Source organism: Motiliproteus coralliicola, from assembly GCF_003345655.1.
Taxonomy (GTDB): domain Bacteria; phylum Pseudomonadota; class Gammaproteobacteria; order Pseudomonadales; family Balneatricaceae; genus Motiliproteus; species Motiliproteus coralliicola.
Genome location: NZ_QQOH01000005.1, coordinates 212,806 through 229,533 on the forward strand (window position 1 = coordinate 212,806; position 16,728 = coordinate 229,533).

Below are 16,728 nucleotides of genomic sequence, written 5' to 3' on the forward strand. Positions count from 1 at the left end.
TGATTGAAAAGTCGGCGCAGTTTCTGTCCTACCCTCTCAATTATTTACACCTGCCATTTTTTTATCCGCCTCCTGACTGGGGTGCGGCGCTGGACCCGCTCCTGCTCACCGGTAATACTTAGCCAAAACAACCTGTCTATTGAGCAGTACGATGCATCCGTTGGATCTGGCCGGGTTGGCCTTCTATTTTGTTTTGCTGATTGTTATCGGCTACCTGAGTTCGCGCCGGGTTAAGACCAGTGAAGACTTTGCCGTGGCCGGAAACCGGATTACCTGGCCGATTCTGTTCGCCACCCTGGCTGCCTCGTTTCTCGGTGGCGGTGCCTCGATGGGCCGGGCCGGTAAATCCTTTACCGATGGCTACGTGTTTATGTTCGTCGCCGCCGCCTTCCCCATCGCCACCGTGCTGACCGGGCTTTATGTGGCGCCGAAGCTCAAGCGCTATGTCGGCGCCCATACCGTCGGCGATGTAATGGCCCACCATTACGGTGCGCCGTCGCGGCTGTTCACCGGCCTGTTCTCGATGATCTACTGTATCGGTATTCTCGGTGCCCAGGCGCTGGCGATCGGGACCGTGTTCAACGCCATTCTCGGGGTCGAGGTCAGCACCGGCATCTTGCTGGGAATGGCGGTGGTGCTGCTTTACTCCACCCTCGGGGGGATGTGGGCGGTAATCCAGACCGATGTGCTGCAGTTCCTGATGCTGGCGCTGTTCGTGCCGTTGACGTTGTTGATCGGGGTGCAGCAGGTGGGTGGCGCCGAGGCGCTGATCGAGCGCCTGCCCGAGGCCCATTTCAGCATCATGGGCGATTACAGCGTCGGCCTGTTCGTCAGCCTGTTTATCGCCTACCTGCTCGGTGAAACTCTGGTGCCGCCCTACACCCAGCGTGCCCTGGCCGCCCCCGATGCGCGCAACGCCAAGTGGGGTTACAGTCTGGCCGGTGGCTTCGGCTTCCTGTTCTACTTCTGCACCGCCACCATCGGCCTGGTGGCGCTGGTACTGTTCCCCGATATCAGCCCGGACCGGGCTCTGCCCGAGCTGGTCCGTACGGCGTTGCCGGTGGGGATCACCGGGCTGGTGTTGGCGGCATTGCTGGCGGTGGTGATGTCCACGGCCGACTCCTACCTCAACTCGTCGGCGGTGGTGTTTGTGCGCGATATCTACCAGAGCTTTATCGATCCGGATGTGGATGAGCGCAAACGGCTATGGATCGAGCGCGGCGTCAACCTGGGGATCGGTATCGGCGCGGTACTGTTCGCGCTGTACGCCACCTCGATTATTGATGCGTTGCTGCTCAGTTATGCACTCTGGGCACCGACGGTGTTGATCCCCTTTGTCGCGGCGGTGGTGTGGGACCTGAACTGCAAGCGGGCGGCGTTGGCAGCGATGCTGGCCGGCGCGCTGGTGACCATCGTCTGGAAGTGGGGGCCGCTGGACCTGCAAGCCCTGACCGGGATGACCGCGCTGATCGCCGGCGTATTGACCAATATCGTCGTGTTCGTTGGGGTCTATCGACTGGCGCGGGTGCCGATCCCCGGCGCAGCCCTTGGGGAGGAGCGTTGAGATGCACTGGTATGAGTTGCTGATCTTTACCGTCAGCGGGCTGTCGATTGCCACCACCCTGGTGATTGGATTCCTAGCCTGGCGTTATTTCCGTGATAACTGATTCAGCGGGGTTCAAGCCCGCGTACCCTGTTGCCACGGCTGGACTTAACCCGGCTTTAACCCACTGTCTGCTCTACTGCTGCGATCATTCAACCTGTAGGTGTGCTCTATGACTGTTGCGTTAATCTGGTCCCGTTTAAATGGGTATCGCCACTAATGGATGGCGGACAGACGTTGCAGGTGCTGCTGGTCGAGGATGATCGTGACCTGGCCGCATCGGTGGCCGATTATCTGGCTCTGGAGCAGATCCAGGTTGATCATGCCTACAACGGTCAAGCGGGTCTGACCCTGGCGACCGAGAATCGCTACGACGTGCTGCTACTGGATCTGATGCTGCCGCGACTGGATGGTCTGACCCTGTGCGAGCAATTGCGGGGGCAGGGGGTAGATACGCCGGTACTGATGCTTACCGCACGAGATACCCTGGATGACAAACTGGCCGGATTCGAGGCCGGAACCGACGACTACCTGGTTAAGCCGTTTGCTATGGAGGAGCTGGTCGCCAGGTTGCGGACGCTGGCTAAACGCCGTAGCGGTCAGGTGCGCAAACTGCAGGTGGCAGATCTCCAGCTGGAGCTGGATAGCCGCACCGCCAGCCGCGCCGGACAACCGTTGAAACTGACGCCCAGCGGCTGGATTCTGCTCGAAGCCTTGGTTCGCGCCAGCCCGGCGGTGGTCAGTCGACATCAGTTGGAGCAGTTGTTGTGGCCCGACCAGGCGCCCGACAGCAATAGCTTCAAGGTCCATCTGTACCACCTGCGAAAGCAGGTCGACAAGCCGTTCGACCGAGCCTTGATTCACACCTTGCCCGGCCAGGGGGTGCTGCTTAAGGATGGCTAAGGGATCTCGCCCTTTGACCATGCGGCGCGAGCTGGCGCGCTATGTGCTGGGTTTGTCGGTACTCACTGCGTTGGCGTTTAGCCTGTTGCTGAAAGACTATTTTCAGCGCGGCCTGAGCGAAGCCTCGAAGGCCGCGATCCTGATGGAGGTGCGTGCCTATGAAGCGGAGTATCGACTCAGCCCCTATACCCCATTACCCAGCAGCTATGTGACCCGCTTCTTCCTGGACGATTGGCGTCACGCACCGCCGCTGTATCAGCAGTTGATTAAGCCCGACTCGCTGCAGATCGGCGAATTCAGCTATGTCGAGTGGACTCCCCACGGTAAAGCGGAGTGGCAGGACTCCCGCTATCTGGTGATCTATTGGCATAAATTGCCCGACCAGCGGGACCTGTTTGTAGTGACCGATTTTGATGCCAATCTGCTGACCACCCAGGAGCAGCGTGATTTCGATTCTACCCTGGTGCAGATCCTGATTTACGGTGGCGTCTATCTGCTGCTGATGCTGGTGGCGGTCTGGTTCTATAATCGCCGGACCCAGCAGCAGATTGAGCAGCTCAGCCATTGGGCCGAGAGCTTGACGCTGGATTCATGGAGCGAGCCCAGGCCGGATTTTCGCTATCACGAGCTAAACCGGATCGCCGAGCAGCTGCAGCAGGCGTTTGAACGGATCGCGTCCCTACTGGCGCGTGAGCACCAGTTTTTGCGCCACGCCAGTCACGAACTGCGTACTCCGGTGGCGGTGGTGAGGGCCAACATGGAGCTTCTGGACCGATTGGAACTGCCATCACCGATGCAGCGCCCGATCGAGCGGGTGCGACGGGCCAACCAGACCATGCTGCAGCTGATCGAGACCCTGCTTTGGCTCAGCCGTGAGAACGAAGCGCCGCCCAATGTGACCGAAGTGCAGGTCGATCGGCTGCTGGAAGAGCTTAGTGAGGAGCTGGGCTACCTGCTGCAGGATAAGCCAGTAGCGCTTCGATGCGAGTTCGAAGCGGATCAACCGGTGTTGGCCCTGCCGGTGACACCGCTGCGAATCGTGCTCAGCAATCTACTGCGCAACGCCTACCAGTACACTGCCGAAGGCGAGGTTCGGATCATCCTTAGTGGCCGGCAATTGGTGATCGAAAATTGTGATCAGGGTGAGGCGGAGGCCGACAGCGACAACAGTTTTGGACTCGGGCTGATGCTGGTGCAGAAGATCTGCGAGCGCCTGGGCTGGTCGTTGGATCTGCAGTTTACTGACCAAGGTGTCCGGGCGGCGCTGGTGCTGCCTTCGGTAACCACAGAGCCCTGACGGAACCTGTAGCGTGGAAGGAAGCGGATTATCGACTTGCTGACTGCGTTAACAAACCCATCCCAAACCCCATCAGCACCACGCCAGCACTCCGTTCAAACCAGTGCAGTCGCTGCCGCAGATAATGCTGCACCCGCTGCTGACCGATCATCGACGCAACCAGCAGGTCCCAACCCAGTACCGCCAGCACCATCCAGGCTCCGCAGAACAGCTGTTGGGTCAGACTGACCTCGCTGCCCAGGATTACCGTCATCAAGCTCATATAGAACAGCGCATTTTTCGGATTCAGCAGCGCCGAGTTTAATCCCAGCAACAGTTGGCGTAATCGGCCGGGAGGAGCCTGGGTGGCTGTGGTTTCCAGGCTCAGTTCCGCCGGCCGACTTCTGAGCAACTGGATGCCGATCCAGCCCAGATAGCCCGCACCCAGGATCTCGATGGTGGAAAACAGCCAGGGCAGGTCGCGGATGCCACTCCATCCCAGGATTGCAACGGCGATATAGATAGCATTGCCTAGTGCCACACCGACACAGATATAGCGACTGCCATCGAGTCGATGTCGCACGGCGTGGGCGGCGATCAGAAAGAAATCCTGCCCCGGGCTCAGCAGCGCCACGAAATGGGCCAGGGCCAGGGCAGGGAAGGCGGCGGGGATCAGGGATTCGAATGACATCGGGGCTTACCAGTGGAACGAGACCCGCTCACTGTAGCCCGGTGGGATTAATCGTTATTGTCGAAAATTGACCGGCTCTGCTGGTATTGCCTCGGGGTGGAAGCGGTGTAATTGACGAAAGCCCGGTGAAACTGACTCTGATCCGAAAACCCGACCGCCATGGCAACCTCCACCAGGGGGGCGTTGTTTTGCAGCAGCAGCTTGGCCTGTTCGATCCGGGCGTTGGTGATGAAGGCCTTGGGGGTGATCCCGAAAGCCTGCCCGAAGCGTCGGATCAGACTCTCCTTGGAGCGGCCGAACTCGACGGCCAACAGGTCCAGGCTCGGCGGCTGGGCGATGTCATCCAGCAGGCGGCGCCGGAGACGTTGCTCAAGTCCATCGGCTGAATCGTCGATCTCAGCGGGGGAGCACCAGCGGCTCAGCAGCTCGAGAGCCAGCGCTTCCAGGGTGGTTTCGGCCTGCTTGTAGCGTTGCTGTTGGAGTTGATCGATCAGAGCCAGATAGCGTTTGAACAATTCGGGATTATCGATCCGGCGCTGGTCGCAGTTAAATCGACGCGTCGGTTTCTGATACAACCGTGACAGTCGCTCCAGACACCAATGGTTGTCGACGTAGAGCATATGGTAGCTGCGGGACTGCCCGTCGATCGGGTTACAGGCGTGCACCCGTTCGGGTTCGATGATCACCAGCTCGCCGGTGCCTATAAGGTGCTGACCACCGTCGATGGTCAGGCAGGTCTGTCCATCGATCACGGCACCGATCGATAGCTGTGGATGACTATGGGCCTTGTAGCCTTGAGTGCTGCCGGAGGTACTGCGAAGTCCCAGCTGGGGTAGCGCGGTAAAGTGCTGATAGTGCTGATCGATCTGTTTCGTGGACGGTGGCAACGGCATCTACCCAAGGCGTTATCGGTTCTCTGATCGGTATACAATCAACCCCACTGAGCCACAAGAACATTTTCCACTTTTCCTCCGTGTGCCGGCTGGATCAAGGCTGGGGATTACCCTGCGCAGCTGTGTCGGGAAGATCAGGGTGTGCGGAATTTCCTCAACTTACTCCTGAAAATCGCTTGATTTCCTTCGTTGGGCGCAGAGTTAGACCGAATCGCCGCATTCCCAATCCGTAAACTTTCTAACAAGCCGGATGACTCTTCAGTCTCGCTGTAGGGGCGCTTTGCAAAGACTTAGTTACCGATAAAGCGTTGAGCACCGGCCCTCAGCCTGGTGAAAGTAGCCAGAAAAAATAAGATTGTTTTGTAGTTTCTCCAGCCAGATCGGGCTTTGCTGTTACTGTTAACGCCCGGCTTGGAGGAATGCCATCGATAAAGCGAGGACGTTGACCGCCATGCTAGAACTCACCGGAAATCTAACCCATTTCGCTAACCCTAAGGCTGATCTTGATCGCCCTTACTCTGACGAGCAGAAAGCGGTCATCAGCGTTGCCAAGGCGACTGACGCGATTCGCGATATCAAGACCTGGCCCGGTTACGCCGTGACCCCGTTGCACTGCTTGGAATCGATGGCCAAAGACGCTGGCCTGAATTCAATCTGGTACAAGGATGAGTCGCAACGCTTTGGTCTGAAGAGCTTCAAAGCCCTCGGGGGCGCCTATGCCGTGGCTCGCCAGCTGCAGTTGGCGCTGGAGGAGCGTCGGGGGATTAAGGCCAGTATCACCGAACTGTTGGATGGACGTTGGAAGTCCGAAGTCGCCGAACTGGTAGTCAGCTGCGCGACCGACGGCAACCATGGTCGTTCGGTGGCCTGGGGCGCACAGATGTTTGGTTGTGGCTGCGTGATCTATATCCACCGGGATGTGTCCGAAGGGCGCAAGCAGGCGATGGAGGCGTTTGGCGCCGAGGTGATTCGAATCACTGGAAATTACGACGAGTCCGTTCGTCAAGCCGATGCCGATGCCAAAGCCGAAGGGCGGATTATCGTCTCCGACACCAGCTACCCCGGCTATATGGAAGTACCCAAGGATGTTGCCCTGGGTTACACCGTGATGCTGTCCGAGATCGTCGAGCAGCTCGACGGTGAGATCCCGACCCATGTGTTTGTTCAGGGTGGTGTAGGCGGCCTGGCGTCGGCGGTTTCCGGTTACTTCTGGGACCTCTGGGGTAACAAGCGTCCGCGCTTGGTGGTGGTCGAGCCAGAGCAGGCTAACTGCCTGCAACTGAGCGCCAAAGCCGGTGAGCCGGTGGTGGTCGAGGGCGATCTGGATACCCTGATGGCCGGCCTGGCCTGCGGTGAGGTTTCCGCCCTGGGGTGGAAGATCCTGGCCGATGGCGCCGATGACTTTATGACTCTCAGCGAAGACGCGGTACCGGCCACCATGCGACTGCTGGCCAAAGGTTACCAGCAGGATCCGGCGATCGAAGCCGGTGAGTCCGCGGTACCGGGTCTGGCCGCTGCCGTCCTGGCCCGAGGCTCCGAGTCGTTCGCCGAGGCGTTAGGCTTGAACAGCAGCAGCAAGGTGCTGGTGATCGGTACCGAGGGTGCGACAGACCCGGAACTGTACCAGCAACTGGTCGGCTAGGCTGCATCGCTAACCGAACGCCTGTTGTTCCCTAGCTTGAACCCCGAGGATGCGGATCCTCGGGTTTTTTTTATGGGAATTTCAGGATTCGGACTCTTCGTCCGAATGGGTCGGGACGGAGAGCCCCACCTTGACGGTATCCATTACCACATTGGTCTGGAAGCTACGCACGTTGGCATTGTCGAAGAAGGCCTCGCGGGTGAAGCGCTCGTAGCCCTCCATATCGACGGCCGTCACGATCAGGATAAAGTCCGAGCTGCCGGTCACGTAGTAGCACTGCTGAACCGACGGGTTACGCTTCATCTCCTTCTTAAACGCATCCATCAGGTCAGCCCGTTCCCGCTCCAGACTGACCTGGACCACCAAGGTAACGGCACGCCCGATCGCTTTCGGGTTGACCACCGAGATATCCGCCTGGATCAGATTCTGTTCCCGCATCCGCTTGAGGCGGCGCTGAACCGCGGCGGGGGACAGTCCCACCTGCTCGGCGATCTGGTCGGAGGTGGTGCGGTTGGATTGCTGCACGATGTCGAGAATGTTGCGGTCGAAGCTGTCGATCTGGGGCGCCTTTGATGACGTCATCGGGTTTATCTCCTGTTTCGCGATGCCTGCCGGTGAGGCTTGTTGGTATGGCCCTATGGCCGCAGCCCCGGGTCTGGCTACGACCGGCGGAGCGGACCTGGTTTCTCCGCTATCGCCATGGGCTGATGAATTTTCTCGCTAATCGCCGGCTATTTGCAGTATTTCATCACTTTGGCGTGCGGATTACATCAATGGCTGCAGAGCCGCTCTGTAACATAGATCTTAATCAAGGCCCGGTTGAGGCTTGAGATGTATCGACTCTATTACAATAAAAAAGCCTGCGGACAGCAGTTCGTCGGCGTCGAGAATCTGATTATGAGAATTGAATCCGTAGCGCATCGTCAGCCTCTAGAGACGTTGGCCCCAGCCGGCCGGATCGGTGTGATCGCGCTGGCAACCGATTTCAATATTGAACAGGATCTGCGCCGTATCTACCCCGAGTCGGTCGAGATCTTCACCAGCCGGGTACGCAATACCAACCCCCTCACGATTGAAAACCTGCGTTCGATGGCGCCTGGAATCGGGGCCGCCGCCGACACCATCCTGCCCGGAACCGAGCTGGATGCGATGATCTACGCCTGCACTTCGGGCACGGTCGCTATCGGTATCGAGCGGATCACCGAGCTGGTTCATCAGACCCGTCCGGGCGTGCCGGTGACTAATCCGGTGACCGCCGCGTTGGCCGCCTTCGAGCAATTTGAGGCCCGCCGGATATCGATTCTGACCCCCTATACCCAAGCGGTGAACGAAGGGGTGGCCGAGCTGTTCGAGAGCAAGGGGCTGGAAGTGTTGAACATCGCCGGGTTCGACTTTGAAGACGACACCGCGATGACCTTTATCAGCCCCCAGGATATCGCCGATGCAGCGGTGGATGCCTGCGACCCCGCGGCGGATCTGCTGTTTGTGTCCTGCACGGCGTTGCGGGCGTCGCTGGTGATCGAGCAGATCGAACAGCGACTGGGCAAGCCGGTGGTGAGCAGCAACCAGGCGTTGGCTTGGCATAGTCTGCAACTGGTCAATTACCCCGAAACCGTGCCGGGCTTCGGCTCGCTACTCAGCCGGATCGCCTCTGCCAGATCCGGCGCCTGATTTATCCCTCCCTTACCCTGATTAACCAATTGGCTGGAGTCTGAATATGTCATCCCTGGAACAGCAACTGGTCACCCAGATGACCGAATGGCGTCGTCACATGCACCGTTTCCCCGAGTGTGGCTTCGAGGTCCAGCAGACCGCGGAATTCATCGCCGAGAAGCTGGAAAGCTGGGGTGTTGAGGTTGTTCGACAGATTGGCCAGAGCGGTGTCGTTGGAATCCTGCGTGGTGGTGAAGGCGATGCCAGTATCGGCCTGAGGGCAGATATGGATGCGTTGCATATCCATGAAGAGAATCAGTTTGACCATCGCTCCCAACATGAGGGCAAGATGCACGCCTGCGGCCATGATGGTCACTCGGCGATGCTGTTGGGCGCGGCTTGCCAGCTGGCCAAGACCCGTGACTTCAACGGTACGGTCTATTTCATCTTCCAGCCGGATGAGGAGCACGGTAAGGGCGCCCAGGCGATGATCGATGACGGTCTGTTCGAGCGTTTCCAGATCGATGCGGTCTACGGCCTGCACAACTTGCCGGGGCTGCCTGAAGGCACTTTGACCGTGCGTCCGGGCTCGCTGATGGCCAGCGAGAGCAGCTTCGAAATCATCATCGACGGCATCGGCGGTCATGCCGCCATGCCCCATACCGGGGTTGATCCCATTGTCACCGGCGCCCAGGTGGTGCTGGGGCTGCAGACCATCGTGTCGCGCAATCTTAGCGCCATCCACGAGACGGCGGTGGTGTCGGTAACCGAGTTCGAGACCAACGGCACGGTTAACGTGATCCCTTCGCAGGTAGTAATCAAAGGTGACTGTCGCTGTTTCAGCGAAGACTCGCTGGCCAAGATTGAGCAGAGCATGGAGCGCATCGTCGCCGGCATCTGCCAGGCCAGTGGAGCGCAGTACCAGTTTGAGTTTGTGAATACCTTCTATCCGACGGTCAACAGCGTCGCCGAAACCCAGTACGCCATCGAAGCCGCCCAGCAGGTGCTGGGCGCCGATAACGTCAACGGCAGCTGCGATCCGTTCACCATCTCTGAAGATTTTTCCAGCATGCTGCGGGTGAAGCCCGGCTGCTACGTGCTGCTGGGTAACGGCACCGAATCGGTCGGTGGCTGCGCCCTGCATAACCCCGAATACGATTTCAACGACCGGATCCTGGAACTGGGCGCAAGCTACTGGATCCAGTTGGTCAGTGATCGTTTGAACTAACCCTAAACCCCTATCCCAACAAGACGACCCTTGAGGCCGACAATTAAAATAAGAGGCAAGACCATGAAAAGACTCTTCACTGCACTACTCGCCCTGGGAATCTCCTTCGGCGTCCAAGCCGAAACCTGGAAATTTGCCTCCGAAGAGGACAAGACCGATGTGCAGGATATCTATGCACAGAAGTTTGCCGAGGTGATCAAGAAGGAATCCGGTGGCAAGACCAAGGTTCGTATCTACTACTACGGCCAGCTGGGTACCGAGAACGACATCGTTGAACTGGCGGCCAATGGCACCATCCAGTTCGTCTCAGTCGGCACCGGTCACCTGGGCTCCTACGTACCTGAGGTTCAGGCAATCAGCCTGCCGTACGTGCTGGGCACCAACGAAGAGGTTACCCGCGAGATCCTGACCAGCAGCAAGGCGATCTACGAGGACCTGGCACCCAAGTTCGAGAGCGTGAACCTGAAGCTGCTGTCGATGCTGTCCGAAGGGGAGATGGTCTGGGGCGCAAACAAGCCGATCCGCAGCCCGGAAGACTTCGCCAACCAGAAGATCCGTACCTTCACCTCGACCATCCCGGTAGAAACCTACAAGACCTTCGGCGCCACGCCGACCCCGCTGTCCTGGGGTGAGGTCTATGGTTCGCTGCAGTTGAAAACGATCGACGGCATGGTTAACCCGATCTACTTCATCTACAACGCCAAGTGGCACGAGGTTCAGGATTACCTGATGTTCCCCGGCCAGCAGCCCTACGTGGGAACCGTGTCCACCAACAGCAAGTGGTTCAACGGTCTGTCCAGCGAGAAGCAGGCGATGATCAAGAAGGCGATCAAAGCCGCCGACCAGGCTGCCTACGAGTATCAGCTCAAGATCAACAAGGAAAACATGGACAAGATCATGAAGGATCGTCCGGACATGCAGGTGGTCGTGCTGAACGAAGAGGAGCGCAGCCGTTTCAAAGAGCTGAGCAAGTCCCTGCATAACACCTACTACGATGTTGTTGAGAATGCCTATTCGGACGGCGACAAAGCGGCGGCACGGGACGGTGCCAAAGCGATTCTGCAGAAGCTGATCTCGGAAGTCGAAGCCGCCTCCCAGGGGTCCTAATTCCCCCTCTAGCAATAGCGCAACAATAACAAGATCCAACCAGCAACAGCCGCTAACGGACTAGCGGCTTTTGGGGAAAGCTATTATGAAAAAAGTACTTCATCACATCAGTCGACTGACTGAAAAGATTGAGAAATTCATCATCGGGTTTTCTATCGTCGTCATGATGGTTAACTCGACCGCCAACGCGATGGGGAGGTACTTTTTTAATAAGAGCATTTTCTTCTCCGAAGAACTGAATCAGTTTCTGATCGTCTCGGTCACCTTCATCGGCTTTGCCTATGCCGTTCGCAAGGGGCGCAATATCCGAATGACGGCGGTTTACGATGCCCTGGGTTATCGCGCCAAAAAGGTGATCGCCACCCTGATCGCCATCACCACCGGGCTGTTGATGTTCTACCTGGCCTACCTGTCCTATTTTTACGTCCTGGACCTGCAAAGCCTCAACCGCCTGAGTCCTGCGCTGCAGTTCCCGGTGTACATCATCTACTCCATTATTCCGATCGGCCTGACTATGGCTGGGATCCAGTTCCTGATCAGCTTCCTGATGAACGTGACCCACCGCGAGATCTACATCTCCCACGACCTGATCGAAAGCCAGTCTGATGTGACGGAGGACGTCGTATGAGCGATCTCGCCCAATTCTTCTCCGATGTGATTGCCGGAGAGCTCGATATCTACGTTGTCACCTTTACCCTGGTGACGGTGATGGTGATCCTGCTGTTCATGAGCTTCCCGATGATCGTCCCGCTGGCGGTCGGTGCCCTGATCGGCCTGCTGCACTTTTCCGGCGCCGATCCCCAGGTGATCATCCAGCAGATGGTTACCGGGATCTCGCCCAATGCCCTGATTGCGGTGCCGATGTTTATCTTGGCCGCTGATATCATGACCCGCGGCCACACCGCCCATAACCTGCTGGGGTTGATCGAGTCCTTCGTCGGCCATATGCGCGGCGGTTTGCCGATCACCACCTGTATCAGCTGTACTCTGTTCGGCTCGGTGTCCGGTTCGACCCAGGCCACCGTGGTGTCGGTAGGTCAGATCATGCGGCCGAAACTGCTGCAGGCCGGCTATAAGGACAGCTTCGTGATGGCGCTGATCATCAACGCCAGCGATATCGCCTTCCTGATTCCGCCCAGTATCGGCCTGATCCTTTACGGCACCCTGGCCAACGCCAGTGTCGGCGAGCTGTTTATCGCCGGTATCGGCCCCGGGATCCTGTTGGCGTTCCTGTTCTCCATCTATTGTTATGTTCATAGCGTGACCCACAGCGACAGCATCGCGCTGGTGGAGAAAACCGACTGGGCCCAGAAGCTCACCGCGGTTCGTAAGGCACTGCTGCCGCTGGGCTTCCCGGTGTTGATCGTCGGCGGTATCTACTCGGGTATCGTGACGCCGACCGAAGCCGCGTCCTTCTCGGTGCTTTACGCCATCATTGTTGAGTGTGTGATCTATCGTGAGCTGAAGGTCAGTGATATCTGGGATGCGGCCCTCAGTACCGGACTGATCACCGCGGTGGTGTTTATTCTGGTCGGTATCGGTCAGGCCTTCTCCTGGTACATCTCATTCGAGCAGATTCCGCAGGAGCTGCTGGCACCGCTGAACCTGGAAGATGCCTCCAAAGAGTACGTGCTGTTCGTGATCGCCGTGACCTTCTTTGTCGGCTGCATGTTCGTCGACTCGCTGGTGGTGCTGTTGATCCTGACCCCGATCTTTATGCCGATCGTCAGCTCGGTCGGCCTGGACCCGGTGCTGGTGGGGGTGATGGTGACGCTGCAGATGGCGATCGGTTCGGCCACGCCGCCGTTCGGCTGCGATATCTTCACCGCGATCGCGATCTTCAATAAGCCCTATATGGAGGTGATCAGAGGGACGCTGCCGTTCATTCTGATTCTGTTCCTGACCTCGGCGATGTTGATCTTCTTCCCGGATATCGCGCTGTTCCTGCGTGACCTGGCATTTGGTTGATCGATGGGCCGCCATGCCGCTCCTTAGGGAGCGGCTCCCTTATTCGCCGTTTGAAAAGATAGGAAAAGGCTATGACAGAGGCATTGAAAGCTCCCGCCAGAGGGTTTGAGCGGGCCGAGTTTGAACAGCGGACCGCCAAGCTGCAGCAGCGGATGGCGCAGCAGGATCTTGATGTGCTGTTCTTGACCACCGAGCCGGAGTTTCGCTACTTCAGCGGCTTCAAATCGCAGTTCTGGGAAAGCCCCACCCGGCCCTGGTTTCTGGTAGTGCCGGCGCAAGGGCTGCCGGTCGCGGTGGTCCCCGAGATCGGCGTGGCCGGATTCGAGCAGACCTGGATCGAGGATGTTCGCAGTTGGCCCTCCCCAAGGCCCGAAGACGACGGCATCAGCCTGCTGGCCGAGGCGCTGACGGAGTTCAGCCGTGATCATCGACGGGTCGGCGCCATGTTGGGCCCTGAGACCCATCTGCGCATGCCGGCGGCTAACTTTGCCCAGCTAGAGCAGATGCTGGGATCGCGCGAGCTGGTCGATATCTCCACCCTTATCCGCGACCTGCGCAGTGTTAAGTCCGCGGCCGAGATCGAAAAGATCCGTTTCGCCTGCGAAGTCACCGCAGCCGGGTTCGATTACCTGCTCGAGCATCTGCGTGCCGGGATGACCGAGCGACAGGCCTGCAAAGCGATGCATCTGGAGATGCTGCGGTTGGGGGCAGATGCCTGCCCCTATCTGATCTCGGCGTCGGGACAGGGTGGCTATGACAATATCATCATGGGGCCGACCGATCGGACGCTTGGCGACGGCGACCTGCTGATCATCGATACCGGAGCGAACTTCGACGGCTACTTCAGCGACTTCGACCGCAACTACGGCTTTGGGCGGGTGGATGACGAGGCCAAGCGGGCCTATGAAGCGGTCTATCAGTCCACCGAAGCCGGCTTGCAGGCGGCTACACCAGGGCGCACCACCGGCGATGTCTGGCAGGCGATGTGGTCCGTGCTCGAACAAGCCGGCGCCCTGGGTAACGATGTCGGGCGGATGGGGCATGGCCTGGGAATGCAGCTGACCGAGTGGCCCTCTCATGTTCCTGGCGGTGATGTGCTGTTGCAACCGGGAATGGTGCTGACGCTGGAGCCTGGGATGTCCTTTGCCCCGGGGCGAATGATGGTCCATGAGGAAAATATTCTGGTCACCGAAGACGGTTGTGAGATGCTTCACAAAAGGGCCTGGGAGACGCTGCCGATCATCGGTTGAGTCGGACCCGGCAGCAGAATCAGTCGCAACGGCGGGGTGAGACTAGCAATGATAGAAAGAGTTCGTGGGCAGTATATCGGGCGCAATCGTTCATCGGCCTACAAGGATCTGGTCTGGACCGTGGCAACGGCTTCGGATACCTCGCTGCCGATGGAGGGACAGACCCGACTGGCACTGCAGACGATCGACAGCAATCTGGCCGAACTGGGGAGTGACAAAACCCGTATCGTTTCCGCGCAGGTCTATATCGCCGACATGGCTGCGAAGTCCGAGATGGATCGGGTTTGGAAAACTTGGATAGGCGAGGACCCGGATCACTGGCCCCAGCGGGCCTGCCTGGGGGTGGCGCTGGAAGGAGAAACGCTGGTCGAGATTACCGTGACCGCCGTTCGAGCTGACGCCGATTAATCGTCTCAACACTCGGCGATTGGTTGATCCCTCCCCGGCTTGAACCGGGGAGGTTGACCCGCTCTCTGTCGTAAAAGACTTAGGAGAACTTGGCCTTGCGGTTTTCCAAGAAGGCGCTCATGCCTTCCTGGCGATCCTCGGTGGAGAAGCTCAGGCCAAACAGATCACTCTCCATCACACAGGCGTTGTCCAGGTCCAGATCCTGACCCCGCTGGACCAGCTGCTTGGTCAGCTGGATCGCGCTGCTGCTCTTGCCGGCGATCATCGCGGCCAGTTTCATCCCTTCATCGGCCAATTCCGCCTGCGGATAGACGTGGTTGACCAGACCGCGGCGCATCGCCTCTTCGGCCGACATGGTGCGACCGGTGACCAGTAGCTCCATCGCCATCGCGCGGCCGACCAGACGGGTCAGACGCTGGCTGCCGCCGAAGCCGGGGGTGATACCCAGGTTGACCTCCGGCTGACCAAACTTGGCGTTTTCGGCGGCCAGGATAAAGTCACAGCTCATCGCCAGCTCGCAACCGCCACCCAGGGCGTAGCCGTTGACCAGCGCCACCACCGGGATACGCAGGGTTTCCAAACGACGGAAGATCCGCATGCCCTGTTCGGCGAAGGCCTTACCCTCGATCGGGGTCAGGTGGCTCATATGCTCGATATCGGCCCCAGCGACAAAAGACTTCTCACCGGCACCGGTGATCAGCAGCACGCGGGCACTTGGATCGGCCTCGAGGATCTCAATTGCCGCATCCATCTCCTTCAGGGTATCGGCGTTGAGCGCGTTCAGGGTCTTGGGGCGATTGATGGTCAGGCGATAGATACCATTTTCGACTTCGTCGAGCAGGATGTTGCTGAATTCCTGGGCAGGTAGGCTGCCTTCAAAATGGGTTGCGTTCATGCTCGTCTCCTTAGCCGTAGTTGTAGAAGCCGCGGCCGGACTTACGGCCCAGGTAGCCGGCGTCGACCATCTGCACCAGCAGCGGGCAGGGGCGGTACTTGCTGTCCTTGAAACCATCGTAAAGCACTTCCATGATGCTCAGGCAGGTGTCCAGACCGATCAGATCCGCCAAGGCCAGTGGCCCCATCGGGTGACTCATACCCAGCTTCATCACGGTATCGATCTCTTCGGCGCTGGCCAGGTTTTCGTAGAGGCAGAATACGGCTTCGTTGATCATCGGCAGCAGGATCCGGTTGGCGACAAACCCCGGGGCATCCTTCACGTCCACCGGCACCTTGCCGATCTCTTCGGCCAGCGCGGTGACCTGCTGGAACACGGCATCGTCGGTCTGCAGCGCTCGGATCACCTCGACCAGCTTCATCATCGGCACCGGGTTCATAAAGTGCATGCCGATCACCTTTTCGGGGCGCTGGGTGACGGCGGCCAGGCGGGTGATTGAGATGGATGAGGTGTTGGTGGCCAGGATTGCGTCGGGTTGGCAGATCTCGTCCAGGCTGCGGAAGATCTTCTGCTTCAGCTCTTCGTTTTCGGTAGCGGCTTCGATCACCAGTTGTGCCGGGGCCAGGGCGGCCATGTCGGTGTTGATACTGATCCGTTCGACGATTGCGTCAGCGTCGGCTTGGCTCAGCTTTTCCTTCGCGACCAGGCGCGCCAGGCTGCTACTGATGGCGCCAAGGCCGCGTTCCAGCGCTTCTTGGTTCAGGTCACAAAGGGTCACTTTAAGACCGGCTGCCGCGCAGACCTGAGCGATACCGCTGCCCATCTGGCCAGCGCCTACGACTCCCACCTGTTCAATCGTCATGTTGATACCTTTATCTGTCTGGTTTTATCTGGGAATGATGTTTTGCTTCCCCGGTGGTGCGCCGCTTTGTGCGGCTGCACAAGGGGTGATCCTCGCTCCCGAGTGTCGCAGGCTGGTCGAGCTGCGGTCAAGAAAATGCGCGAAATACATCAAAAATGCAGTTTTTTACGGCATTTGCATTGAAAATGTATATGGGTGCCATGTCGTATGGTTATCGGTCAAGAGAGCGGATGCAGCAAGTGGCGGGAGCAACAGGTTTAGTACCGATCGGTCGAACCAACTCCGCTCTGTCGTCTGTTTTTCCGATCGGTTTTTCCTTACCGCTTCTCTTCTCGCTGCTGAACCGTCT

At 58.7% G+C, this 16,728-nt stretch carries 16 protein-coding genes; 11 read left to right on the forward strand and 5 right to left on the reverse strand.

Going from position 1 to position 16,728, the window contains the following annotated elements:
• The first annotated feature begins 151 nt into the window (after positions 1-151).
• From DV711_RS17260 to DV711_RS17270, 3 genes are all read left to right on the forward strand, one after another.
• Positions 152-1,564 (forward strand): sodium:solute symporter family protein, encoded by a 1,413-nt coding sequence (locus tag DV711_RS17260; RefSeq protein ID WP_114696978.1) that lies wholly within the window; start codon positions 152-154, stop codon positions 1,562-1,564.
• A gap of 258 nt (positions 1,565-1,822) precedes the next feature.
• Positions 1,823-2,506: a response regulator transcription factor gene (locus DV711_RS17265; RefSeq protein ID WP_114696979.1), complete on the forward strand. Its 684-nt coding sequence runs from the start codon at positions 1,823-1,825 to the stop codon at positions 2,504-2,506.
• Positions 2,499-3,803, forward strand: coding sequence for a sensor histidine kinase (locus DV711_RS17270; protein ID WP_114696980.1), 1,305 nt, complete (start codon positions 2,499-2,501; stop codon positions 3,801-3,803). Before DV711_RS17265 ends, DV711_RS17270 begins: the two co-directional genes overlap by 8 nt.
• A 28-nt stretch (positions 3,804-3,831) precedes the next feature.
• Here DV711_RS17270 and DV711_RS17275 read toward each other — a convergent pair whose 3' ends face one another.
• Positions 3,832-4,473, reverse strand: a complete 642-nt coding sequence (locus DV711_RS17275; RefSeq protein WP_114696981.1) for a LysE family translocator — start codon at positions 4,471-4,473, stop codon at positions 3,832-3,834.
• Between the two features lie 47 nt (positions 4,474-4,520).
• Positions 4,521-5,360: an AraC family transcriptional regulator gene (locus tag DV711_RS17280; RefSeq protein WP_165840155.1), complete on the reverse strand. Its 840-nt coding sequence runs from the start codon at positions 5,358-5,360 to the stop codon at positions 4,521-4,523.
• 457 nt (positions 5,361-5,817) lie between these two features.
• Here DV711_RS17280 and DV711_RS17285 point away from each other — a divergent pair, with 457 nt between their 5' ends.
• Entirely contained in the window at positions 5,818-7,008 is a 1,191-nt protein-coding gene (locus DV711_RS17285; RefSeq protein WP_114696983.1) for a diaminopropionate ammonia-lyase, read from the forward strand.
• 81 nt (positions 7,009-7,089) lie between these two features.
• Here the strand turns inward: DV711_RS17285 and DV711_RS17290 are convergent, their stop codons facing one another.
• Positions 7,090-7,590: an Lrp/AsnC family transcriptional regulator gene (locus tag DV711_RS17290; protein ID WP_114696984.1), complete on the reverse strand. Its 501-nt coding sequence runs from the start codon at positions 7,588-7,590 to the stop codon at positions 7,090-7,092.
• Positions 7,591-7,839: 249 nt separating this feature from the next.
• Here DV711_RS17290 and DV711_RS17295 point away from each other — a divergent pair, with 249 nt between their 5' ends.
• From DV711_RS17295 to DV711_RS17325, 7 genes are all read left to right on the forward strand, one after another.
• Positions 7,840-8,679 (forward strand): maleate cis-trans isomerase family protein, encoded by an 840-nt coding sequence (locus tag DV711_RS17295; RefSeq protein WP_243633872.1) that lies wholly within the window; start codon positions 7,840-7,842, stop codon positions 8,677-8,679.
• 46 nt (positions 8,680-8,725) lie between these two features.
• On the forward strand, positions 8,726-9,889 hold the full coding sequence (locus tag DV711_RS17300) for a M20 aminoacylase family protein (RefSeq protein WP_114696985.1): 1,164 nt from the start codon (positions 8,726-8,728) through the stop codon (positions 9,887-9,889).
• Between the two features lie 63 nt (positions 9,890-9,952).
• Entirely contained in the window at positions 9,953-10,996 is a 1,044-nt protein-coding gene (locus tag DV711_RS17305; protein ID WP_114696986.1) for a TRAP transporter substrate-binding protein, read from the forward strand.
• 85 nt (positions 10,997-11,081) lie between these two features.
• Entirely contained in the window at positions 11,082-11,624 is a 543-nt protein-coding gene (locus DV711_RS17310) for a TRAP transporter small permease (protein WP_114696987.1), read from the forward strand.
• Positions 11,621-12,964, forward strand: a complete 1,344-nt coding sequence (locus tag DV711_RS17315; protein ID WP_114696988.1) for a TRAP transporter large permease — start codon at positions 11,621-11,623, stop codon at positions 12,962-12,964. The genes DV711_RS17310 and DV711_RS17315 overlap by 4 nt, the downstream gene beginning before the upstream one ends.
• A gap of 71 nt (positions 12,965-13,035) precedes the next feature.
• Complete coding sequence (locus DV711_RS17320; RefSeq protein WP_114696989.1) at positions 13,036-14,214, forward strand: M24 family metallopeptidase; 1,179 nt, start codon at positions 13,036-13,038, stop codon at positions 14,212-14,214.
• Between the two features lie 48 nt (positions 14,215-14,262).
• A complete protein-coding gene (locus DV711_RS17325) occupies positions 14,263-14,622 on the forward strand; it encodes a RidA family protein (RefSeq protein WP_114696990.1) in 360 nt (119 codons plus the stop codon).
• A gap of 79 nt (positions 14,623-14,701) precedes the next feature.
• On the opposite strand, the gene DV711_RS17330 is transcribed toward DV711_RS17325, so the two are convergent.
• Both DV711_RS17330 and DV711_RS17335 read right to left on the reverse strand, forming a co-directional pair.
• Positions 14,702-15,517 carry an enoyl-CoA hydratase-related protein gene (locus tag DV711_RS17330; RefSeq protein ID WP_114696991.1) on the reverse strand — a complete coding sequence of 272 codons (816 nt, stop codon included), beginning with the start codon at positions 15,515-15,517 and terminating at the stop codon, positions 14,702-14,704.
• A gap of 10 nt (positions 15,518-15,527) precedes the next feature.
• Entirely contained in the window at positions 15,528-16,379 is an 852-nt protein-coding gene (locus DV711_RS17335) for a 3-hydroxybutyryl-CoA dehydrogenase (RefSeq protein ID WP_114696992.1), read from the reverse strand.
• Positions 16,380-16,728: the final 349 nt, after the last annotated feature.